At 51.3% G+C, this 23,034-nt stretch carries 19 protein-coding genes; 13 read left to right on the forward strand and 6 right to left on the reverse strand.

Annotated elements, in window-relative coordinates; translation table 11 throughout:
- The 3 genes from AUQ42_RS15995 to traI all read left to right on the forward strand — a co-directional run.
- On the forward strand, window positions 1-218 hold a 218-nt coding region (locus tag AUQ42_RS15995; protein WP_231856703.1), incomplete at its 5' end, for a hypothetical protein.
- An 11-nt stretch (window positions 219-229) separates the two neighbouring features.
- Window positions 230-604: a ribbon-helix-helix protein, CopG family gene (locus AUQ42_RS06835; RefSeq protein ID WP_068518352.1), complete on the forward strand. Its 375-nt coding sequence runs from the start codon at window positions 230-232 to the stop codon at window positions 602-604.
- Entirely contained in the window at window positions 601-1,698 is a 1,098-nt protein-coding gene (traI, locus tag AUQ42_RS06840) for a TraI/MobA(P) family conjugative relaxase (RefSeq protein ID WP_068518353.1), read from the forward strand. The genes AUQ42_RS06835 and traI overlap by 4 nt, the downstream gene beginning before the upstream one ends.
- Before the next feature lie 283 nt (window positions 1,699-1,981).
- Here the strand turns inward: traI and AUQ42_RS06845 are convergent, their stop codons facing one another.
- From AUQ42_RS06845 to AUQ42_RS06865, 5 genes are all read right to left on the reverse strand, one after another.
- Window positions 1,982-4,525, reverse strand: coding sequence for a S8 family peptidase (locus AUQ42_RS06845; RefSeq protein WP_068518354.1), 2,544 nt, complete (start codon window positions 4,523-4,525; stop codon window positions 1,982-1,984).
- Window positions 4,526-4,577: 52 nt separating this feature from the next.
- Window positions 4,578-5,588, reverse strand: coding sequence for an AAA family ATPase (locus AUQ42_RS06850; RefSeq protein WP_068518355.1), 1,011 nt, complete (start codon window positions 5,586-5,588; stop codon window positions 4,578-4,580).
- A 228-nt stretch (window positions 5,589-5,816) separates the two neighbouring features.
- Window positions 5,817-7,106, reverse strand: a complete 1,290-nt coding sequence (locus AUQ42_RS06855; RefSeq protein WP_068518356.1) for an ISL3 family transposase — start codon at window positions 7,104-7,106, stop codon at window positions 5,817-5,819.
- Between the two features lie 21 nt (window positions 7,107-7,127).
- Window positions 7,128-7,640 carry a signal peptidase II gene (lspA, locus tag AUQ42_RS06860; protein WP_068518357.1) on the reverse strand — a complete coding sequence of 171 codons (513 nt, stop codon included), beginning with the start codon at window positions 7,638-7,640 and terminating at the stop codon, window positions 7,128-7,130.
- A gap of 3 nt (window positions 7,641-7,643) precedes the next feature.
- Window positions 7,644-8,540: a cation transporter gene (locus tag AUQ42_RS06865; RefSeq protein ID WP_068518358.1), complete on the reverse strand. Its 897-nt coding sequence runs from the start codon at window positions 8,538-8,540 to the stop codon at window positions 7,644-7,646.
- A gap of 95 nt (window positions 8,541-8,635) precedes the next feature.
- Between AUQ42_RS06865 and cadR the strand changes: the two genes are divergently transcribed.
- The 10 genes from cadR to AUQ42_RS06920 all read left to right on the forward strand — a co-directional run bounded on the left by cadR (window position 8,636) and on the right by AUQ42_RS06920 (window position 21,492).
- Window positions 8,636-9,043 carry a Cd(II)/Pb(II)-responsive transcriptional regulator gene (cadR, locus tag AUQ42_RS06870; RefSeq protein ID WP_067605269.1) on the forward strand — a complete coding sequence of 136 codons (408 nt, stop codon included), beginning with the start codon at window positions 8,636-8,638 and terminating at the stop codon, window positions 9,041-9,043.
- 643 nt (window positions 9,044-9,686) lie between these two features.
- Window positions 9,687-11,309, forward strand: a complete 1,623-nt coding sequence (locus AUQ42_RS06875; RefSeq protein ID WP_068518359.1) for a recombinase family protein — start codon at window positions 9,687-9,689, stop codon at window positions 11,307-11,309.
- Between the two features lie 663 nt (window positions 11,310-11,972).
- Window positions 11,973-12,536, forward strand: a complete 564-nt coding sequence (locus AUQ42_RS06885) for a plastocyanin/azurin family copper-binding protein (RefSeq protein ID WP_068518361.1) — start codon at window positions 11,973-11,975, stop codon at window positions 12,534-12,536.
- Window positions 12,537-12,614: 78 nt separating this feature from the next.
- Entirely contained in the window at window positions 12,615-14,297 is a 1,683-nt protein-coding gene (locus AUQ42_RS06890) for a copper resistance system multicopper oxidase (RefSeq protein WP_068518362.1), read from the forward strand.
- Window positions 14,298-14,299: 2 nt separating this feature from the next.
- Window positions 14,300-15,022, forward strand: a complete 723-nt coding sequence (locus AUQ42_RS06895; RefSeq protein WP_063093944.1) for a copper resistance protein B — start codon at window positions 14,300-14,302, stop codon at window positions 15,020-15,022.
- Window positions 15,023-15,091: 69 nt separating this feature from the next.
- Window positions 15,092-16,291, forward strand: coding sequence for an ABC transporter ATP-binding protein (locus AUQ42_RS06900; protein ID WP_064781636.1), 1,200 nt, complete (start codon window positions 15,092-15,094; stop codon window positions 16,289-16,291).
- A gap of 551 nt (window positions 16,292-16,842) precedes the next feature.
- Entirely contained in the window at window positions 16,843-17,178 is a 336-nt protein-coding gene (locus AUQ42_RS06905) for a YHS domain-containing protein (protein ID WP_064781637.1), read from the forward strand.
- Window positions 17,179-17,288: 110 nt separating this feature from the next.
- On the forward strand, window positions 17,289-17,738 hold the full coding sequence (locus AUQ42_RS06910) for a cytochrome c (RefSeq protein WP_068518363.1): 450 nt from the start codon (window positions 17,289-17,291) through the stop codon (window positions 17,736-17,738).
- 7 nt (window positions 17,739-17,745) lie between these two features.
- Window positions 17,746-19,083: an APC family permease gene (locus AUQ42_RS06915; protein ID WP_068518364.1), complete on the forward strand. Its 1,338-nt coding sequence runs from the start codon at window positions 17,746-17,748 to the stop codon at window positions 19,081-19,083.
- Between the two features lie 42 nt (window positions 19,084-19,125).
- Window positions 19,126-21,492: a heavy metal translocating P-type ATPase gene (locus tag AUQ42_RS06920; protein ID WP_197460800.1), complete on the forward strand. Its 2,367-nt coding sequence runs from the start codon at window positions 19,126-19,128 to the stop codon at window positions 21,490-21,492.
- 182 nt (window positions 21,493-21,674) lie between these two features.
- On the opposite strand, the gene AUQ42_RS06925 is transcribed toward AUQ42_RS06920, so the two are convergent.
- Entirely contained in the window at window positions 21,675-22,709 is a 1,035-nt protein-coding gene (locus tag AUQ42_RS06925) for a helix-turn-helix domain-containing protein (RefSeq protein WP_068518365.1), read from the reverse strand.
- Between the last annotated feature and the right edge of the window lie 325 nt (window positions 22,710-23,034).

Genomic DNA, 23,034 nt, shown 5'->3' on the forward strand with positions numbered 1-23,034 from the left:
ATCCAAGGTATTTTGCAAACCTGATCAATTACAGCAATCCCGACAAGCGGGAGCCGCATCTCATCGCAAAGGCCAAAGAGGTCTATGATCGCAAGTTCGGTGCCGATTTTACACGCAGTCTCGTCAATCTGGTTGGCGGGTTTGATGCCACCCTTCCCGAGAGTATCCGAGCCGAAATGATGCCTGGCGGTTCTCCCACAGGATCTTCCGGGCAATAGCGGAACAAGAAATGGCCACCGAACGTCACGTCATCAAAACCTATCTCAACGACGAAGAGAAAGCGCGCATTGATCAGCTTGCCCACCAGCTGCGGCTGTCACGCTCGGAACTGCTCAAACGCTTGCTGATGAATACCAAACTGCCCAGTGCCAGCGACTTTGCTGCATGGCAGGGCATTCGGGATCTGCTCAAGGTCAATGCCGATCAGGCCCGCCTGGGCAATCTGTTCAAGCTCGCGCTTGATGAGCCGCTTTCGGCAGATCTGCTCAAGAAGTTCGACAGCCTGAACCGCGATATCGAGGCGACACAGACCGAGCTCAAAGCCGCCATTGGCGATATCCGGATGCAGCTTCAGCCCGGCAAGAACCCGCAGGGAAAATCATGATTGCAACCCGGATCGGCAAGAAATCTGGTGTGCCAGACAACTACACCCGTCTTGGCCAATACATCGCCGCAGCCGAGGAAAAAGGCGAAAAACTGCATCAGTTCTGGATCCGAAATTGCGATGCCGGCACAAATATCGAGGATCTCGATCTGGCCCTTCTGGAGATCGAAGCAGTTCGGCGACAAAAGCCCGATATTGCCGACAAAACATATCACCTTGTCGTTTCTTTCCGCTCTGGCGAGCAGGACAAACTGACCAAAGAAGATCTGATGGCCATCGAGGCGGAATATGCCAAGGCACTTGGCTACGGCGATCATCAGCGTGTGGCGGGAACGCATATCAACACCGATAATTTCCACATGCATATTGCCTTTAACAAGGTGCATCCGGAAACGCTCAATGTGATCACACCGCACCGGGACTTTAAGATCCTCGCCAAGGTCTCGCGCGAGATGGAGAAGAAATACGACCTCGCCATTGATCCCGGCATGACCGATGGAAAGGAGCGCAATCCAAACAAGCTGTCACCTGCAGCACGGAACTACGAGGCACATACCTGGCAGGAATCATTCCAGCGGCATGTGTTGAAACATCGTGATGAGATACTGGAAGGCTTGGGGAAGGCCAAGAACTGGCGAGAAGCGCATAAGATTCTGGCCGAGTACGACATATCCATCAAACTGCGCGGCAATGGCATGGTTTTGATGAGCCCTGACGAGCAGGCGATGAAGGCCAGCCAGTTGGATCGATCATGCAGCAAAAAAAGCCTTGAGGAACGGTTCGGGGTGTTTGAGGCACGACGAGCAAAAACGCAGGGCAAGTCGAAACGTCGCTACAAGCCTCGCCCCCTCGTTCGACATCGCAACACCCCTGCCCTCTGGCGCCGTTATCTCAGCACCCGGAAAGTCATGCCCCGGCAGCCCAGCCTAGCGGCAAATGCCTTGCGAAACTGGAAGATGTTTTTGCTCATGGAAGCCCATCAGGATCCGCTGGCGATGGTGTTAATCATGGCGCATCGGGAGATGCTTAGTCTCTTGAGCCCGCGCACATCCCTGAAGAAAAATCGCCGTCCTAAAATGGAAAGGCCGTCGTAAAGCACACACACCTATTGGTCTCAAACATCCATACTCTCCATTTGCATGTATTCAGGCCTAAAGTATCAACATGCGGAACTCTAGCTCCAAATGAGATCACGATGGGAGGTATCGCAAACGGCAGAACTCAACGTAAAATGACTTTCATTCTCTAGCCTGAAAGTGGCAAAAAACCTCCAAATCCTAGCACTCTAGCTTCAATGACAAGTGAAACGATCAAACGATAGACTTCCAATCTAATATTGCACCTAACAGGTGCCTGAAATGGGTTAGACAAACTCAATCAACCCACCTGCACCTCAATTTGTTTGGCATCCACCAGCGTTGTGATCTCGGAATAGAGATCCGCACTTTGACCTGGCGCCGAAATTGAAATAACAAGTGCATAGCGTGCTTTGTCGCTAACACGCTTCTGACCTGCATGCGATTTCCACCAACCACCAACCGGGTAAATAGCGATAGCGTCATGGCCAGCCAGTTCAATCGCTCTGCCTCGCCAGAGATCACAATGCAGAGAACCAGCTTGAATCGCCTTTGATCCTAGCAGCCAACGGCTCGTCTCTCCATCAGTCTCTGTACCGTCTTTTGCTTGGCTAGCGGAAATTCGACTGCGAAACCGAGCATTGGTTTCAGTACGCTTCTTCATGTCGAAACGAAGACCAAAGGAACGATAGGTGTCCGGTCTGGTCGCAGCCTTGCCCGTCAGGTTTGGCTCAATGAAATATGAGAGCGTAACTTTCATGGTGACGACTTCATTTTCGAGCTGCTCAAGAGCTGTTTTAGGCCAAGGCAAATTGTAAAAATGCACCTCGTTAAAGACGCCAGTTCGCCCATCAGCCCCGTAAGTAAAAGGTTGAATTTCGGCCTGAGCCACAAGTGTAGCGTCATTGCGTGCCGATAGGATCGCACGCTCGATATTTGGCACGCCATACCCGAATTCGCGGAGGTATTGCTGCTTTTCGGCCTTCGAGCCGGTTTTCCAATGGGCCCCTCGGCCAATGAATTTTTTACGGATTGGTTCAGGCCAATGAGCAGAATCAACGGTAAGTGCACGATGTGTCTCTGGCCAAAGATCGGGTAACGCGGCCTGCAGTTGCCCAACGAAATGACCGGCCATACCTACTGCTGCACTAGTCGCCCAAAACGGAACCAAGGGGTCAGCTACTACGTCAGATCCCGTCGACAGAAGTGACACCGATGGGCTCCAACCGCAAAATCCTGTTTCATCTGACATCATGTTTCCTGCTTCGAACAGTACCTCCGGCTTAATTGGCGTTAAGTCATCAGGAAGCTGTTGTGAACCACGGCTGAACGGGCTGCGATGGTTCGCTGGTACTGCGGGGTAGAATGTTGGCGGCGGCGCTGGCGGCTCTTCCTTTCTGGTAAAACCACCGATAGTCAAGGCATTCCAACTTTGTGACGGGTCCTCCAATGGCTGAGAGGGTAAGACGTCGACAGCCATTCCTCCAGATACGTTGCCGGTGGCAACAACCATAAGCCGCTTAGTCCGCTCAAAAGCTAGAACTTTTTCATCATCTTCACCGGGCATGGCCCCGGCGGCGATTTGATCAAGTGCTCCACTCCAAGTTGACGGACGACTTGCCGGAAACTCTGGTGTGGAGGTTGCTATGCAATAGCTACGAAGTGCGTCAGGTCGCTCAATCTCAACCTTGCTGATCGCACCTTGGGTGACGACACCATAGCTAGGTGGTTTGGTCGCTGGAAAGCCTTGAGGTGGCAATAACTTCATTGATTCCGTGCCATGCGTTAACATAACAGGACCGATATTATTCATCACCAATTCGAGATCACCGTAGAGGACGAGGCCAGCTAATGGTGTACCGTGGCCACCATCGGCTCCATGGTCATCGCTACCCCAATCATTGTCGTATGCCCACGCACCGCGTAGACCGGGTCCGATCAGTGGGTGGCCTGCAGCAACACCCGTGTCGAGTGTGCAAACGACAGGAGCATCTTCCTCGGGAGCAACAACTCGTTGGGCCAGTTCTTCAACCCAATCATGCTGCCCTAATCGTAAGTCTCCGTGATTTAGAAAAGATTCGATAGTCCCCGTTGCACGGCGTATTTCAGAAATTGCACCCGGTACTCGCATCGCGAAATTAGCAACTGTGGCGGCCGCACCATGAATATACAGAACTGTTGTATCGGGGAAAATCAGCCTATCTTCATGAACATCAATATTTGTATTCCGCGCGGCAGTCGCCAACCGATCAGCCAAGGCAATTGGTTGGCGAACCCATAACTCCCACCAAATGACATCTGGTGCAGCCAAATCCACGTTGCCGGTAAAAATTGATACAGAATCGATAGCACGGACGTTTTCCAAGACCTCGAAACGCTCAACATCGGGCCGCCTGCGATTACCCGGATCAAGACCATAGTCAGTAATTCGACCTTGTAAAAAGGTACGTGCGTCATCTGGCACGAAAAGCAACGCACTTTCTGTGCGGTCCTCATTCCGTTCAGAACGAAGCACCACCACATCTTGCGTAGGAAACTCCAAGGTAGCCGGGACTTTGACCGCCTTGGTGCGAGCACCTTCGGCTGGTGGTAATGTCGCGATCTCAACGATAGTGCCCCGCTTCAACCCCTCAACGATAAGTCGAGGATCATCAACGGGTAGCGGTACATTCCCGAGAGCAACGGCGAGTTGATCGAGAAGACCTGCAGCATGCGCGGCATAGTCTCCGCGAAGCGGTTTGCGTTCCTGATTACGAGATGGGAATGTGTAAGCTGCGGTTTCACGGAAAGCGTCGATAGATATGTGCGGACGGTCTCTCGCATCGAAATTTTCTGGCTCCGCCATAAGTTCCTACTTATTCAGTTCGTGTTCCAACCTATCTTTTGGCGGAGCCTGATTAGCGACCGGATTGACGACGAAACTTACCTCTTAATGTCTGCCGATTATCCAACGCGCCCTTGAGTGCCTCGGGCGAAACCTTAGACGCCCCCTCCAAAATTGCATCCTTGACGACCGCATCCGCTGCTCGAACCAATTCGCCCTGGCTCAAACCATCGAGTGCTGAAGCAAGCGTGGGCCATGCTTTCCCAGCAACCTTGAACTTACCGAGCCTGCGCTCTACGATAGCTCTTGCGGAGACAACATCTGGTAGTGTGTATTCGATCACCTCATCGAAACGACGCGCCAGCGCTTCGTCCAAAATCTCCACATGATTTGTTGCCGCCAGAACTAGGCTGTCGGTTGAATTCGGCTCTTCCATAAAGGCTAGGACCGAATTCAGCACACGACGAATTTCGCCTACATCGTTAGGATCACCTCGGCGCGCACCGATTGCATCGAACTCGTCAAGCAAATAAACCCCTCGCGTCTGGGCGATCTGGTCGAATAGAAGCCGCATTTTCCCAGCCGTCTCACCGAAGAAGCGACTGAACAGGGATTCGAGGCGTACCGTGAAGAGTGGTAAGCGTAACTCACCAGCGAGAGCCGAAGCCGTCATCGTCTTGCCAGTGCCTGGCGGTCCCACGAGCAACATATGAGTTGCCGGAGTCTGGCCGTGTTCACGCAGCATTGCTCTTTCCTGCTGCTGGCGAACAATCCGTTGAAGCCGCGTAGCGATATCTTCAGATAGCACCATGCTCGATAACGTGACTTTGGGATAAGCGCTCTCGACAAGCCCCTGTAGTTCGCCTCTTGGCCGAGCCAATGGGATCGGCGATTGTTCACCGGCTGGCTTTCCTACGCGACGTTGGTCCCGCGCCTTCTGAACAACCCGCTTGAGTTTCTCCGCATCATCGGATCGGCCAAGGCGAGCTTCCTGTGCAGCGATCTGCAAGGCAATCGACAGCAGTTGCTCTTCATCTCCGTCGATATGCGAGTTCAGGAGTGCGAGAATTTGCTTGGTAGACATGCCCGCCTCCCTCTTTCAATTCATCTTCGCTATAATACTCTGCGATCAAGACGCCAATAGGCGCTGATAAGCGTTGTACGAATCCTATCTTAGTCACCTTTCAAAAGCCACTGTTTACTGCTCCCAATTGGCTCGCAAACTGTTCCCTGTATCCTCACTTTAAAAAGTTCGGGTATACGGATTAAATGGTTGATGGGGTGCTCTTGCCCCACCTACTCGGTACCACCCTCAGATGGTTGATAGATCGACCCCGTAGTTGAGCTCCTCTGCGAAGTCCGGTAGTCCGTAACCGATGGTTTTCTTGTAGAACGGAGAGACCTTCGCAGTGGGTGCCTTCTTTTTGTGCTTCGTGGTGTAGAGCATTCGTGCCCGCATCACCTCGAAGGAGTAACCACGCCCTTCACGGTTCTTGTCTTTGGCCAGTCGGTTGATCGACTCCGTGTAAGCGTTGGTGACGGGCATGTCCGTCTCGAAGTAGGTCATGATCTCTTCGCGCCAGTTGCCCACAGCCCTGACCAGATCGCTCCAGACTTCCTTCTGGCCTTTCGGAATGGTGGCTATCCACTCGTCCAGGGCGGCTTCTGACTGGGGCCGTGTGGTGGCGTCCCAGATGCCGTAGAAGCGTTCCTTGTGCTCGTAGGCGGCCAGCAGTTGCGGGAATGCGCCTGTCCAGGTCTCCATGATCAGCCGTTCCCGATCTGAAACTTCGTGAGCGCATTTCAGCAGGATCTTCCGGTCGCCCTTGAGGGTTCGGCTCTGGGAGGGTTTCAGCTCCTTTCTGAGGCCCTTGCGCACCTTCTCCAGGGCATCGTTGGCCATGCGTACCACATGGAACTTATCGACCACGATGCGGGCCTGTGGCAGCACGGCCTTGACCGCTGCCCGGTAAGGGTTCCACATGTCCATGCTGACGATCTCGACCTTCTGGCGGTCTTTCAGCTTCATCAGGTAGTTGGTCACCACGTCCTGACGGCGGGTAGCCAGCAGGTCGAGCAGGGTTCGCTCCTCGATGTTGGTCAGGATGCAGCGGTAGCACTTGTTCAGGTACAGCTCGTCGATGCCCAAAATGCGGGGCGTCTCGAAGCGGTGCCAGCGCCCCAAGAACTCGGCGCGGGCGTTGAAGATGTCGCGTACCGTCTTCTCGTCCAGACCTGTCTGTGCCGCCACGAAGGTGTAGGCGTGGTTGAAGGATTCCTTCTCCACGTATTCATGCAGCCGCAGCGTCATACGGAAGCCGTCCACCATCTCCGGTAGCTGGGGCCTGAAGGTTGTCTTGCAGGCCCGGCAGGTGTACCGGCGGCGGACCACCCAGAGGGTGACCCGCTTGCCGTGGATGGGCAGATCACGATAGGGAACATCACGCTTGCCGAACCGCACGAACTCACCCTGCACGCCGCATTCCTCGCAAGCGACGGGATCGGGCGCGTCCACCTGGAAGTGCATTTCGTCGTCGGTTGATTTGCAGCCCAGTACTTGGTATTGCGGCAGGTGAAGAATGTTGTCGGGAAGTTCGGTCATGGTGTTGTATAGGCGAAGGTGTCAGTCAGATCCATCCGACTCGGCATTGGTGTTTGTTTTTTTACCCAAAAAGCTGCCGGAAACGAAAAGTAAGGCACCGAGGACAATTGCAATATCAGCCAGGTTGAAGGCCGGCCAATGCCAGTCTCGCCAATAGAAATCAAAGGAATCCACAACATAGCCACGAAAGACCCGGTCAATCAGGTTGCCCATGGCGCCACCGAGGATAAGACTGTAAGCGATGGCTTCTCCTTTATGACGATTTTCAAGGATCAGCTTGATCAGAAAAATCGAGACCGCCACCGCGATCCCGATAAAAAAGTAGCGCTGCCAGCCTCCACCATTCGCAAAAAGACTGAATGCGGCACCGGTGTTCCATAGGTGCACCCAGTTAAAGAACGGGGTCACCGAAACAGACTCGCCATAGGCCATTGATTGCTGCACCAGCCACTTTACAGCCTGATCAGACGTTGCCAGCAGGCCCGATATGGACAACAGGGCGTACGGCGAGAGCTTTTTGCCAATAATGAGCATTATTTAACCCTTGAGCGCCAGAATGCGCCTGGCACCGTTAAGCACGACGAGCCCCGCGATGGTGCCGATAATTAGATCCGGATAATTGGAACCGGTCCACGCGACCAGGGCGCCGGCGGTGATGACCCCCAGGTTGATCACCACGTCGTTGGCCGAGAATATCCAGCTTGCCTTCATGTGCGCTCCGCCCTCCCGATGTTTGGATATGAGCAGCAGACAACTGGTATTGGCAATCAATGCGACGAATGCGATAGCCATCATCACCAGCGATTCAGGCTCACTACCGAATACAAAGCGTCTCACCACCTCTATGAGTACGCCCACAGCCAAGATCAGTTGCAGTACACCAGCAACATGCGCGGCACGTAACTGCATTCTCACGCTATGTCCAACCGCATAAAGGGCGAGCCCGTACACGGCCGCATCGGCGAAATTGTCCAGGGACTCTCCAATCAGGCCGGTGGACTGGGCGATCAGGCCGGCTGTCATTTCCACTACGAAAAGGAGTGCATTGATGCCGAGCAACCAGCGCAGAGTCCCGGATTCTTGCGTGGCAGAGGCTGCCGAGAACTCGGCCGCCTTGATGGTCTCCGGATCGGCAGCGACGCTTTCCTGAAGCGAGGCGCCTAGCTCCAAGGTCTTCAGTTTCGAGGTGACGGGCTCGACCTCACCGTCATGCACGACCTTCACCCGGCGGTTCGACAAGTCGAAGGACAGTGCCCGAATCCCCTCAACGCCGTTCAGGGCCAGGCGAATCATGCGCTCTTCTGATGGACAGTCCATCTTCGGCACGGCATAAACACTGACCCATTCCCCCGACGCATCGGAGGAGGCCTGCATATCGGTATCCGCCGCAGGCCTTGCATCGTCGCCACAGGGGCCTCCGCAGTTTTTACTCATGATATGACTCCACTTGAATGTGATCGGGCTTTCATTTAAAACTATATAGTAGCTATAAGGTCAATAGCGTAGAGAATCCGTTGCGGAGGAACCCGATGCGTATTGGTCAGTTGGCACAGTCAGTAGGGGTAGATACACAGACGATCCGCTTCTACGAACGGCAGGGCTTGTTGCCGCCGCCTGATCGGCAGGAGAACGGTTACCGTGTCTATACCGAGAAACACGTTGAGCGGCTGGCCTTTATTCGTCGCTGCCGCATCCTGGATCTGTCACTGGCAGAAATTCACGAACTACAGCGCTATCAGGACGACCCTCATCAGTCCTGTACCGCCGTCAATGCTTTGCTCGATGATCACATCTCTCATGTGCGCTCGCAGATAACCGCTCTACAGGCGCTTGAGAAACAACTCGTTTCACTAAGAGCGCGTTGCAACGATGACCGGGAAGTTAAGGCGTGTGGGGTTCTTGCTGGAATTAGCGAGGGAAGCATGCATCAGCAGTAGGTTGGAGTACCAACCAGATAATCCGATGAGATGTCGGTTTGCCTCACTCTCATGCAAAGGTAAGATCAACCATTTAATCCGTATACCCAAAAGTTCATTCCCTTAGGACGTTGGGCGTCAGAGCGAAGACATAATTCTCCTAAATCCCTCTTCAGATAACCGGGTGAAAAGCTTCCAAAGAAGCTTGCTTCTCCAATGTTCATTGGGCTGCTACACCCACAATATCCATCAGCTTAGCGTAATCGGTAACGACGTTGTATTTCACCCGCTTATCTTCATAGGTGCATTCCAAACCCACATCCACAGCCCAACGGTTTCAATACATCAAAGAGAATTTAATTAAGGCTCGTTGAGCATGGCAGCGCCATGTGAATAAGCAGGAAGCCGTTTGGGCTGTTTGGTGGGCCCACCAAACCTATCCTGCCCCCGTCACGACAGGTGAAAGTTGTGCCATCTCGTGTACTATCATGCAATCTTTTGCATTTTCGTGCAATCTTATGCACTCTCATGCAATCACATGCAGTGCATTGTATTTACAGCATTTTCTTAAGTACCTATCCTTAAGAGAAATCGCTGTTTTACCCTTGCGCATCAGCAATCCCGAAAGGTAATCAATCTGATCCAACCTTCGAGGATACAATCAGTGCATGTAGCAATCTACGCCCGCCACTCAACGGACAAACAGGAAACCAGTACTCAGGATCAGATCCGCCGCTGCCGAGAATATTGCAGCGTCAAAGGCTATCAGGTTGCCGACGTGTTTTTTGATGAGGGCATTTCAGGTTCTCACATTGCCAACCGCCCTGGCATAGGTTCCCTTCTGGTCGCAGCACTAAACGGACGGTTTGAGGGTGTCGTTGCGGAGGACCTGAGTCGCATCAGTCGAGATCAGGCCGACACTGCCAATTTCTTCAAAAAGATGATGTTCTTGGGCCTTCCTGTTGAGACCGTCACAGATGGAGTAATCAACGAGCTGCATATTGGTCTGAAAAGCACCATGAATGCGCTCTATCTCAAGGATCTGTCTGACAAGACCCATCGTGGCGTGATCGCAGCTGTTCTGCGTGGTGGTGTGCCGGGAGGTCAACTCTACGGCTACGACCTTGTGCATGCCCTTGATGAATTTGGCGAACCCATCCGAGGCAAGCGTAAGATCAACGACGAGCAAGCTGCAATCATTCGAGAGATATTTGAATATTACGCCGAGGGCAGAAAGCTGAAACATATCTGCGACGATTTGAACCGGCGCGGCATTGATTCCCCCAAGGGTGGTAAATGGGCACCTTCGAGCCTTGTAGGCTCGTTTGTCCGACAAACCGGAATGCTTCGTCAGACGCTCTATAACGGCGTCGTCACCTTCAACAAAATGCAGTACCGCAAGCATCCGGAGAACGGCAAACGCCTATCAATCATGCGTCCGGAAAAGGAATGGATCACAGTCCCAATCCCCGAATTGACCATCATTGACGATGAGACTTTCGCAAAGGTCCAGAAGGCTCTTGATGAACGATCCAGCAAACACCTTCAGCGCAAAATGATACCCACTGTGATGACAGAAGAGGAGAAACGCGAGACATCCATTCGCCGCTCGAAGGAATGGCGTCGCAAACAGGCTGTAACGAAGAAGCGTGCCAATGCTCTGTTTGGCGGCAAACTCTATTGCGGGGAGCACAATGAGAAAATCACAGCAACCTATGCAAAGCATTATTCTTGCCCTGTTAAAGGCTGCGCGAACAGGAACCTTCACTATGACGAGATCATCAAGCTAGTATTGGATGCCGTCGCTGAACTCGACGAGGCAAAGATCATTGAGCATTTCAAGAGCGATGAAATCCAACAAGTTCGCGCTCATCACGCACGCGAGATTGAACGCCTGTCTCAGCATCTCGAAGATCTTCGCGCCAGCATCAGCAAGGTTATTGATGCCTTGGGCCCGGACGCACGTTCAGCTGAAATACGCGCGTTTTTTGACGATAAAGCAGAACAGATACAACGTACGAAACTTGATATCGCAACTCATAAACGTGAGCTTTCAGACAGCGCCCTACCACGCAAACTCGCCGGTATTATCCAGAGACACCAAAAGTTGATTTCATGCCTATTGAACTGGTCACGAGATCCAAAAGCAGTCGGCCCCCTAAGGCAAACTATTAATCGGATTATCCTAAAAACGTTCCAGTCGAGGCATGAGGTTCCCGTTCAACGAGCCTGCTTTGCCGATTTTGATTTCGACGCTCTTATCACTATTCATCAAAGCCAAAACTGAGTTGTATTCCCTTGAATTATCGATCTATTGTTCCTTGGAATTAACTAGCCAACATCTCTGGCACACAAGAGCAAAACAGCGCCTAGTTTAAATCGAGAGAAATGCTCACAACTGCTTAAGCATCAAAGTTCCGACAAGTTTGCCACAATATTGCCACTTGACCGCATTGATACATCAAGATAACCATTGCGCTGCAACATTGTGATAGGATTCTCCTTTTGCGGATCATCTCGTGCATACTTTCGGTTATCATCGCGTTGACAGTAATGCTGTCTGGCGCTGAGGCCGTGCATGCCAAAGCCGCTGATATTAACAGTGGCCATCACAGTGTTGTCTCCGTCATGGCTGACAGTAGTTCTCACACACAGGATCCATCGCACAACGATGTTTGTGGCATGGCTGTTTGTGGTCCCTATGTGCAGCAAATGTCTGGTAACTGGAACGCTGCACCTGTTTTGTTGTCTGTAAAGTACTGGGCAAAAGACAGAACGCTCTCGCCTGCAGAGCTTGATGTTAGCGTCAAACCTCCCCGCACCTAAGATATTCAGTTCCTTATCTAAACTGCATTCGTGACGTAATCTGTCGCTATGAGTCCGATCACTGACTCTGTGTAAGGTTTGCGTAACGAGATCCTTTATACTGAATTATCTCGGGAGCATTTTCATGCCCAAATACACTACTTCTGTCCTTCGCCTTGCTGTTGCTTCCGCCCTTGCTATGGGTAGCCTTGCCGGTATCCAGACTTCTGCATTTGCTGGTGCAGGTCATAGTGGCGGTCATAATGATGGCGTCGAAATCGGAGCGCCTGGCGATATCTCTGATGTTCGCCGGACAATTCGGATCACGATGGAAGACAATTTCTATGACAAGGAAAAGATTGTTGTTCGCGGCGGCGAAACCGTTCGTTTTCTAGTCGAAAACAAGGGTGAATTCGTTCACGAGTTCAACATTGGCACCGCAGCCATGCACGCGGACCATCAAAAAGAAATGATGATGATGATGGAACATGGGGCCCTTGAAGCAGACAAAATCAACATGGCCATGATGGAAATGGACATGGGGAACGGCGAAACCATGAAGCACAACGATCCGAACAGCGTGCTTCTGGAGCCGGGTGATTCTGCCGAGGTGATCTGGACCTTCCCGAAAGACGCAGAACTTGAATTTGCGTGCAATGTACCAGGCCACTACGAGAGCGGCATGGTCGGTAAAGTTCGCCTGCAGTAACCACTGCGCAGGGTCTCGCGCCAGAGGGAATCCCTCCCTGTTGCCTCTGGCGCACCTCAACCATCGGAGATCATGAGAATGAGAAAACTTCTTGGGCGTGCCCTTTTGGGGGCGCTAAGCACTATTGCTGTGTCAACAGCAGGGTATGCGGCAACCTATAATCTGTCTGTCGATTACGTTACCATCGACACAGGTGATATGAAAACCAAAGCAATTGGCTATAACGGGTCCTCGCCCGGTCCGACCTTGCGCTTCAAAGAAGGCGAAGATGCCGTCATCAACGTGACGAACAACCTGGACGAGACTACATCTATCCATTGGCATGGGTTGATCCTTCCCTACCAGATGGACGGTGTGCCGGGCATCAGCTTCACCGGGATCGAACCGGGCGAGACTTTTACCTATCGCTTTCCTGTCAAACAGAGCGGGACCTATTGGTTTCACAGCCACTCTGGCTTCCAGGAACCAGATGGCGCTTACGGCTCAATTGTTATCGAACCCGAAAAACGCGAGCCATTCAAGTTCGACCGTGAATATGTCGTTGTTCTGAAAGACAAGCACCCTCATTCCGGGGCGCGTATTCTGCGCAACCTAAAGATGATGCCGGACTACTACAACCGTAACCAACGCACGCTCGGAGACTTCATCTCCGACGTTTCGGAAAACGGTTTGGGAGAAACTCTCTCTGAACGTGGAGACTGGGGCAGCATGCGCATGATGCCAACAGATATTGAAGACGTTCAGGGCTTCGTCGGCCTCATCAATGGTAAATCACCGGAACAAAACTGGACCGGACTATTTGAGCCAAACGAACGTGTGCGCCTGCGCTTCATCAATGCATCGGCCATGACTTACTTCGACGTCCGCATTCCGGGACTTGAAATGACTGTTGTCCAGGCCGACGGCAACAATGTTCAACCGGTCAAGGTTGATGAATTCCGCATTTCGGTTGCAGAAACATACGACGTGATTGTTCAGCCGACAGCTGAAAAGCCGTATGCAATCATGGCCGAATCAATGGGACGCTCGGGTTATGCATTCGGATCGTTGTCGCCGCAAGAAGGGTTGAAAGCTGAAATGCCAGCCAGACGCATGGACGCTCCGTTGCTGACAATGGCGGACATGGGAATGGATCACGGTAGCATGGCCGGAATGGATCATTCTTCGATGGGCAGTGGTAACGAGAACGGTATGGCTGGAATGGACCATTCGAATATGGCCGGAATGGATCATTCTCAGATGGGAATGTCCAAAGATGATCCCTTCTATGCCGCTGGAAGTGGTTTGACACCAAAAGCAGCCAATGGCGGAAAGTTCCTCTCCTATGCCGACCTGAAGGCACAGAAGCCTTTGTACCCTGAACGGCCTGCAACGCGTGAAATTGAACTGCGCCTTACCGGAAACATGGAACGCTATACGTGGTCAATCAATGGCGTCAAATATGAAGATGCAGAACCTATCCGCTTGAAATATGGCGAACGGGTGCGCTTCAAGTTCGTCAATGAGACCATGATGTCACACCCGATGCATTTGCACGGGATGTGGTCAATCCTCGATACTGGCAACGGTAAATGGGATCCGGTTAAACACACCATCAATATCAACCCTGGCATGACCGTTTATTCGGAAACCGAAGTTGATGAACCTGGGCAATGGGCTTTCCACTGTCACCTTAGCTATCACATGGCTTCTGGCATGTTCCGAAAAGTGGTTGTAGAGGGCGGTCCAGCCGTCGCGGCACTTGAGAATGGAGTTCAATAACAATGAAAACACTAACTTTGGCCGCGATTGGTGGTGGTGTTCTTTCCACGATCCTGTCCTTCTCGTTCACTGCCAAAGCAGACAATCACATCTTTTATGGCATTCAAATGGAGCAGTTTGAATACCGCTCTGGTGACGAAGGGGAAAATCTTTTCGTTTGGGATGGTGATGCATTTGTTGGCACCGATGAACTGAAGTTACGTTGGCAAGGCGAAGGCGAGCGTGATCTCAAAAACGACCTTTACGAAAACTTCGAGAACAGACTGGTCCTGCAAACACCAATCAGCGACTTTTTCGATGCCAAAGCCGGTATTCGTCTGGATACGCCAAGCACAACAGATCGTTGGTATGGAACCGTTGGAATCATGGGGCTTGCTCCTCAATGGTTTGAAGTCGACGCTGATCTGTTTGTCAGCGAGACCGGAGACGGCAGTGCGCGGCTTGATGTTGAGTATGAAGGCTTGCTGACCAATCGTTTAATCCTCACACCTTCGCTTGAGCTGAATGCTGCGTTCTCTGACGATCGCGAGATTGAGGTCGGACGCGGGTTTTCAAGCGCAGAGATCGGACTGCGGCTTAGCTATGACCTCATCGACCGTGCCGTTGCACCGTATATCGGGGTTGCCTATGAGCGGAAACTCGGCAAAACCGCGGACTTTGCAAAAGATGACGGCGAAGATTACGAGGCAACTTACCTCGTAACCGGTCTCCGCCTTCTTTTCTAAGCATCACACGACAGGGAGGACTTTCCTCCCTGTCTGTTTTGCCGAACCTTCTCAAGGAACCTAACTACAATGATGGAAATCGTCCACGATATGGGGCATCGCTTGACGCACTACATATCAAGCGATGCACACTGGTGGGTTCATCTTGTATTCCATTTGGTGGTGTTTGGGGTGCCGGTTGCGCTAATTATTATTCTCAGCGCGACGGGATACAGGGCTTTAAGACGCCGCAGATCTGTTCTTGCGCAACAGGCTCAAAAGCCCTCGGCAAAGAGCGGAACAGCGCTCCTGCAGTACATATTCAGAGCTTCATGGAAGCGGCAGATAAAACTGGGGCTACTGGCGACGGCCTCTTTGCCGGCTCTTTACATGAGCCTCGAGCTTCCGAAGTTGATCATCAACAACGCCATTGAGTCAGGACATTTTCCAGTTACCTATTTAGGAATGGAGTTCTCTCAAACGATGGCTTTACTTACTCTCTGTCTGCTTTTTTTATTGGCGATTGGCGTGCATGGCTGGCTGAAATATCAGGTTAATTTGCAATCCGGTGCGCTGGCAGAACACATGTCACGCCGCCTACGGCTTGATATTTCAAAATTCAGCTTTCGAAAGCCATCCCCCAAAGGAGGGGAATTGATTCCGGTTATTGTGCAGGAGGTAGAGCCCGTAGCTGGATATGCTGCAGAGTCGATTGTGCTGCCTTTGTTACAAGGCGGTACATTCCTGACGATTCTGACTTTCATGCTCGTGCAAGATTTGGTTTTGGGCATCGCCGCAACCGCACTGTTGCCGCTTCAGATTTTTGTCATCCCCAGATTCCAGAAGAAAATTAATGCTTTGTCTCGAACGCGGCTGAAGGAAGTCAGAGTTCTCGGCGAGAAGATAGGGAACATCTCAAACGATAACCAGCCAGGTGCCCGGGATATTTACGGGTCATACAAGCGACTTCACGACCTTCGTCTCTCTATCCACAAGAACAAGTTCGCCATGAAGTCTTTAAACAATTTCATATCACAGATGACGCCCTTCTTCTTTTACACAATTGGAGGGTATCTGGTGATAAAAGGCGATCTCACGCTCGGGGCTCTAATCGCAGTATTAACTGCATACAAAGACATGGGCGCTCCGCTAAAAGAGCTCTTTCGCTACTATCAGGCGCAAGCCGATGCTCACGTCAGATACTCCGAAATCAAACCTTACATCTCAAAGGAAATCAACAGTACGGACAACCGGCTTGCAGATGTAACGGTTCTGTCTGAAGTCGGTTAAAAAAAACGTCCCCTTAATTGAGGTAGGTCAACGTAACTCGATATTTAAGGGCATAAGTGTTACGTTACTGCCCAAAGGAAGTTTGATCAATGAATGCACAGCAAGCACTAATACGCGCCGTACTGATCCTGCTCGTCGGGATTAGCGCTATAATGCTTGCTCCCCATATTGCAGTCGCGTCGACTGGATCTTTTCCTGCGCATTCTGCAGAACTCAATGGTTTTGACGTTGAACACCAGCATGACCTGGCTTCGTGCTGCCCTCAGGTTTCTTGTCACTCCACATCAGCGGTCCTTACCGAGATTATCCTACCGGTTTCCGAGTTTTCCCATGTACAGAACGGGATAGAAGAAGTGTCCCTTCAGCCGGTATCTCGGTCATGGATTTTCCAGCCTCCCATATCCTGATCCTCCCGAACAAATAGCGAATAACTGTTCTGGGTTCTGCACCTGCCGATGGCATGCGTACAGATCGAGCCTTGGTGTTCTGCACCATGCTGCTTTCAGACGGAACAGTCATACCTAAAGGTATTTATGGGATGGCGAAGAGAAATGGAAAATATTCTCAGTTGGTTGCTTTGGGGAGCCTTCATCATATTGATGATGCGCTTTGGTTGCGGTGCTCACATGTTTGGGCACAAAAAGCACACCCACAATAAGAAACAAGCGGACGGTCAGGCTGAGGCAATCCGATGGGAGCACCCTCAGTCCGCCGTTGACCCGGTTTGTCATAAAACTGTCGATCCGCGCATCGCCAAAACAGCCATTTATGGCGGTGAAGTATTCTACTTCTGTTCAGACACCTGTCGTTCGAAATTTGAAGTGTCGCCAGATACCTATGTCGATGGCAGCGCAATTAGCCGACAAACTCACGTATCGCCAAGCTAGTTCAGCGAAATCAATAGGCGGCAGCAACAGGACCAGGGTTGACTAGTTCCCTTGGTCTCACGTGTCTTCGAATATTTGATACATACGCATAAAACAAAGGCCCGAAGAAAATGAAAAAACAAATCAATTGGCCAAAGTATTTGGTTATCGGTTTTTTCGCAGTAGGGATCATCGCCATGACCCTGAATTCGTTTCTGCCCGGGAAAGATGACATCAAAGATCTTGAACTGACCGATAGCGGAATTGCGCTCCCCAGTTTCAGCAAGGAAGCCATGGTAGGAAACCAGCTTTTCGATATGAACTGTGTTGCTTGTCACGGAGGCAATGCAACAGGCACAGAGCAAGGCCCGCCGCTGATGCACAGAATCTACAATCCGGGACATCATTCAGATCGCGCATTCTATCTAGCTGTTCAAAACGGGGCAAAACAACATCACTGGCCCTTTGGCGATATGCCAGCCCAGCCTCAGGTCAGTTCGGAACAGGTAGCACGGATCATTCGTTATATACGCGAGCTGCAAGAAGCAAACGGCATCGCGTACCAAAAACACCAAATGTGAGGCAGGAATGGATCATCAGGCAGAATACAAGAAAAACAGTATCTCGCTCCTTGGCGCCATATCCATGGGCACCGGTGTTATGATCGGAGCAGGAATTTTTGCTTTGACCGGACAAATTGCCGAACTTGCAGGAAAGTGGTTCCCGTTGTCGTTCCTGTTTGGCGCACTTGTCACTGCTTTTAGTGCTTATACCTACATCAAGATGTCCAATGCTTTCCCGTCTGCAGGCGGGATCGGAATGATCCTCCAAAAAGCATACGGGCCGGGAGCCATAGCAGGCGGCGCAGCATTGCTGATGGCCTTTTCGATGGTCATCAACGAGAGTTTGGTCGCAAGAACATTTGGAACCTATGTTTTGCGGGCGTTTGACCTGACAGAGCTTGAAGTTCTTATACCGGTATTGGGTGTTTGCCTGATAATTTTTGCATATGCTGTTAACAGAGCTGGCAACAAATCGGTTGGCCTGTTTTCAATGGTCATGGCCGCGTTGAAGATCGGCGGCATTGCATTGTTTGCAATTGCAGCGCTGTGGGCTGGTGGATACTCGTTCGAGCCGTCATCACCCGACGGCGCGAGCTTTCCATTGGCCGGTTTTGTCGCATCAATTGCTCTTTCAATTCTGGCCTTCAAAGGGTTCACAACGATCACAAACAGTGGTGCTGAAATCGTGAGCCCTCATAAGAATGTGGGTCGTGCGATTACGTTCTCAATCCTGATTTGCGTTGTCGTATATATTCTCGTGGCGCTTGCTGTTGGTTCAAGCCTTGACTTGGACGAACTGATAAAAGCCAAAGACTATGCCCTCGCCCAAGCTGCACAGCCAGCATTGGGGCCCATCGGATTTTATCTGACTGTGCTGCTCGCAGTCGTTGCGACGGCGTCCGGTTTGCTAGCAAGCGTGTTTGCGGTGTCAAGAATGCTCGCGATGCTGACCGATATGGAGATGATCCCGCATAGTCATTTTGGAATGTCGGGTTCAATCAAAGACCACACACTTGTTTACACGGTTGTCGTGGCAGCGCTGTTGACAATCTTTTTTGATTTAAGCCGGATCGCTTCACTTGGCGTGTTTTTCTATCTGGTCATGGATGTGCTCATCCACTGGGGATGCTTTAAGTACCTACGACAAGAAATAGGAGCACGCGGCTTTGTAATGATTACAGCAATTGTCTTTGACATCATCGTGCTGCTCGTTTTCGCCGGCATGAAATTGCAAAGCGACCCATCCATTGTTCTCATTGCAACTTTGATGATCGTTGCTGTGTTCATTTTTGAACGTTGGTTCCTGTCAAACTGGATAAACCAATCGGCCAAGGCGCACAGTCACGATCACTCAGAACATTGATTATCCGCAGTGACATTGCAGCATAACAGCAGGAAGCAGACCATGTCTGATCATCATCATAAGAAGCACCAGGATAATCACAAAATGTCTGATCAATCAGGACAGTCGACGGATCCTGTTTGCGGTATGTCGGTCACGGTGGATGCCGATACACCACGCTCTCGGTACGGCAGTGAGACATATTATTTCTGTTCGCAGAAATGTAAGGGCAAGTTCGATAGCTCTCCTGAGAGCGTATTGTCCTCAGAGGAAGAGACATCTGCTGCAAACAGCGCTTCGTCATCGACTTCGGGTCGCTACACCTGCCCGATGCATCCAGAGATCATACGATCCGAACCTGGTTCCTGTCCGATCTGCGGAATGGCACTGGAACCGATGGATATGCCAACAGAAAATGACGCACCAAACCCCGAGATTCGGGATTTCAAAAAGAGATTCTGGTTAGGCGCAGCTCTTACGGTGCCGCTGATTGTCCTAACGATGGGGCCGTTTGTTGGTTTGGGTTTCATCCGGGAAATGATTGGAGAACGCGTTACTCTTTGGGTGGAGTTGGTTCTCGGAACGCCTGTTGTCCTGTGGTCCGGCTTCCCATTCATGGTTCGTGGATGGCATTCTGTGGTGAACCGTTCTCTCAACATGTTCACCTTGATCGGGATGGGCGTTAGCGCAGCTTATATATTTAGCGTCGTCGCAGTGATTTCTCCGGGTATTTTTCCTGATGGCTTCAGAGACGCACAGGGACATGTCGGTGTGTATTTCGAAGCTGCAGCTGTCATCGTTGTCCTTGTGCTTCTTGGCCAACTAATGGAATTGGGGGCTCGGGAACGAACCGGCTCGGCAATCAAAGCGTTATTGGGTCTTGCTGCGAAAACAGCCCGCATTATTGAAGATGATGGTTCTGAACGAGAAGTTCCTCTTGAGGATGTAACCGTCGGAATGCGTTTGAGGGTTCGCCCAGGTGACAAGATACCTGTCGATGGCGTTGTCGTTGAAGGACGGTCGTCAGTTGATGAATCCATGATTTCGGGTGAACCCGTTCCAATTGAAAAAAATCCAGATGACGATGTCACCGGAGCAACAATCAACGGAAATGGCAGCCTGATCATCCTGGCCAAACGGGTTGGCAAAGATACTGTCTTGAGCCAAATCGTTGATATGGTCTCCCATGCTCAGCGAAGCAAAGCGCCAATCCAAAAGGTTGCAGACACGGTTGCAGGCAAGTTTGTGCCTGCTGTTATCCTGGTTGCTTTGATCGCCTTCGTCGCTTGGGCCATCTGGGGGCCCGATCCGTCATTGTCATACGGGCTTGTCGCAGCGGTTGCTGTTCTGATCATTGCGTGTCCCTGCGCCCTTGGTTTGGCAACGCCGATGTCAATCATGACAGCGACCGGCCGTGGTGCACAAATTGGTGTGCTCATTAAAAATGCAGAGGCCTTGGAGCGATTTGCGAAGATCGATGTGCTCATTGTCGATAAAACCGGGACTTTGACAGAGGGTAAACCAAAACTTGCAGGTGTAATCGCCCAACCGGATTTTCAGGAGGAGGAAGTTCTTTCTGTCGCTGCGGCGCTGGAAAAGGGATCCGAACATCCATTGGCTGACGCCATTGTCAGTGCTGCTCAGGAGCGCGGATTGTCCCTTGATAAGGCAGAGGAATTTGAAGCTGTAACCGGTCAGGGCGTCACCGGAAAGGTGGGTGGCAAGTCGGTTGCCCTAGGTAATAGCAAACTCCTTCAGACTCTCAATATCGATCATTCTGCTGTTGATAAAATAGCAAATGATCGGCGAGATATGGGGGAGACGGTAATGCATGTTGTTATTGATGGAAAGATTGCTGGGCTCATTTCCGTTGCCGATCCGATAAAGCAAACAACATCGGATGCCCTGGCCGCATTGAAAAAGCAGGGCTTCAAAATTGTCATGGCGACGGGCGACAACCAACGAACAGCAAAAGCTGTTGGCAGTAAACTCTCGATTACCGATATCCGGGCCGATGTCTCACCGGAAGATAAGGCCAATTTGATCAAAGAGCTAAAAGATAAAGGTCATCAAGTCGCGATGGCGGGTGACGGTGTTAACGATGCCCCCGCACTTGCACAGGCCGACGTCGGAATTGCGATGGGTACGGGGGCGGATGTTGCAATCGAGAGTGCAGGCTTCACTCTTGTCAAAGGTGACCTGAGCGGGATTGTTCGCGCCCGCGAGCTCTCGGAAACAACCATGCGCAATATCCGACAAAACCTCTTCTTTGCGATGATATACAATGCAGCAGGTGTGCCGGTTGCCGCAGGGCTACTTTATCCGTTCTTTGGCATTCTTATCTCGCCCATGTTTGCCGCTGCAGCCATGAGCTTGTCTTCGGTATCTGTTATTGCTAATGCATTACGACTTCGTAGAGCAGGCCGCTAACTCAACGCGCTGAACAATTTGCAGGGATGGATCAATTTGTTGGCAATCATTTATCGCCGACAAATTTTCCAGCCCTGTTAAATGCCGTGGTTGATCAATATCCCCGCGTTTTGCATTCTATGTCGGCTGAAACTGGAAGCTTTCTATGTCCTGTCCTCATTTCAATTAATCGTGCTCTGGCTCTAATCACATTTGTGAATACTCTCTACCACTAACTTTTGGCGATTAGCCAAAATAGCAATTTCCGCTAACATCTGATTTCTAACAACGTCAACAACACACTGGCTCTTTGCTGACAGGCGCAAAGTATTTCCATTTAGCGATGCTTTGATCTTCGACAACCAAGCTCTAGGGTTTCGGCATTCGGGCATTTCACGTCTTGAGAGCGTCTCGCATATCTCCAACCATATTTCAGGTGTACCCTTTTCTTGCACTTCACAAGGTTGATAGTCACAAGTTTCCTCTGACATGATTGGTTTTAGTACGTCTAGAGTGTCGAGTAACATCAACCGCGAAAGACGCTTTTTCCTTCGTCGTAATCCATCGAGCTCCAGCCTAACGGCATCAATGCCAACGCGGTCAATCGCTTCATTCACCCGTAAACACGCATTCGCCAATGTCCAGGGCTCCGAACACAATCGCTGCCACTCTCTAGCTAAAATCAAACATTGATCATCGACGGCAGGAAGGACGGTTGCTCCGGTTCCAGAAACAGTATTTGCCTGTTCCTTCTCATCCGTGTTTTCTTCTTTATCCGTGTTCTTCTTATTGGAACCGGCATCACGTGCCGGTTTAACAGCGGCATCAGGTGCCGGTATGATGGAACCAGATGCCGGTTTAGAGCCAAGGCCGATCAACTGATAAGCATTGCGATTACGAAGTCTGCCAACAGCTCGGCTTAGCTTGGCCACCAATCCAAGCTCGGCCAAACGCTTAAGCGCCTGACGCACCTTACGATCAGACAGTTTTGCCTCACTGGCAATCGTTTCAATCTTGGGAAAGCATGCCTGAGTGCGGTCATTGACGTGCGATGCCAGAACGACGGCAACACAGATTTCGGCAGTCGACAAATGAGGATGATGAAGGATCTGTGTCTGCACCCATTGCCAGCGGGCAACGGCAGACGTTCCGACCGGTACAGATTGCTCTGCAACCGCGCCGGTTTGCGCTTGGGAATATGAAAAAGTCATGCGTGGTATCGGCCAGAGTTCAAGCATCGCATTTATTCTTGACAAAGCGATCCCGTCGCCTAAACTCGACCTCAGTTTTGATGAGGGGCCAAGCTTAAGCCTTTCCAAGAACCCGCTGCGCCAACAGCGGGTTTTTTATTGCCTAAATTCTTGAAAAGTCTGGGAAAATGAAACTCGGTTGCGCCGCCTCCTCTTGATGAGGGTATGCGCCCGAACTTTTTCTCTTGTTTCGCGAATCCGTCGAGTCTATATCTCAAAACTCAGCGGATCGGAAAGAGTGGTTGCGGGGGCAGGATTTGAACCTGCGACCTTCAGGTTATGAGCCTGACGAGCTACCGGGCTGCTCCACCCC

This window comes from Thalassospira sp. MCCC 1A02491, assembly GCF_001613785.1.
In the GTDB taxonomy this organism is placed as follows: Bacteria; Pseudomonadota; Alphaproteobacteria; order Rhodospirillales; family Thalassospiraceae; genus Thalassospira; species Thalassospira povalilytica.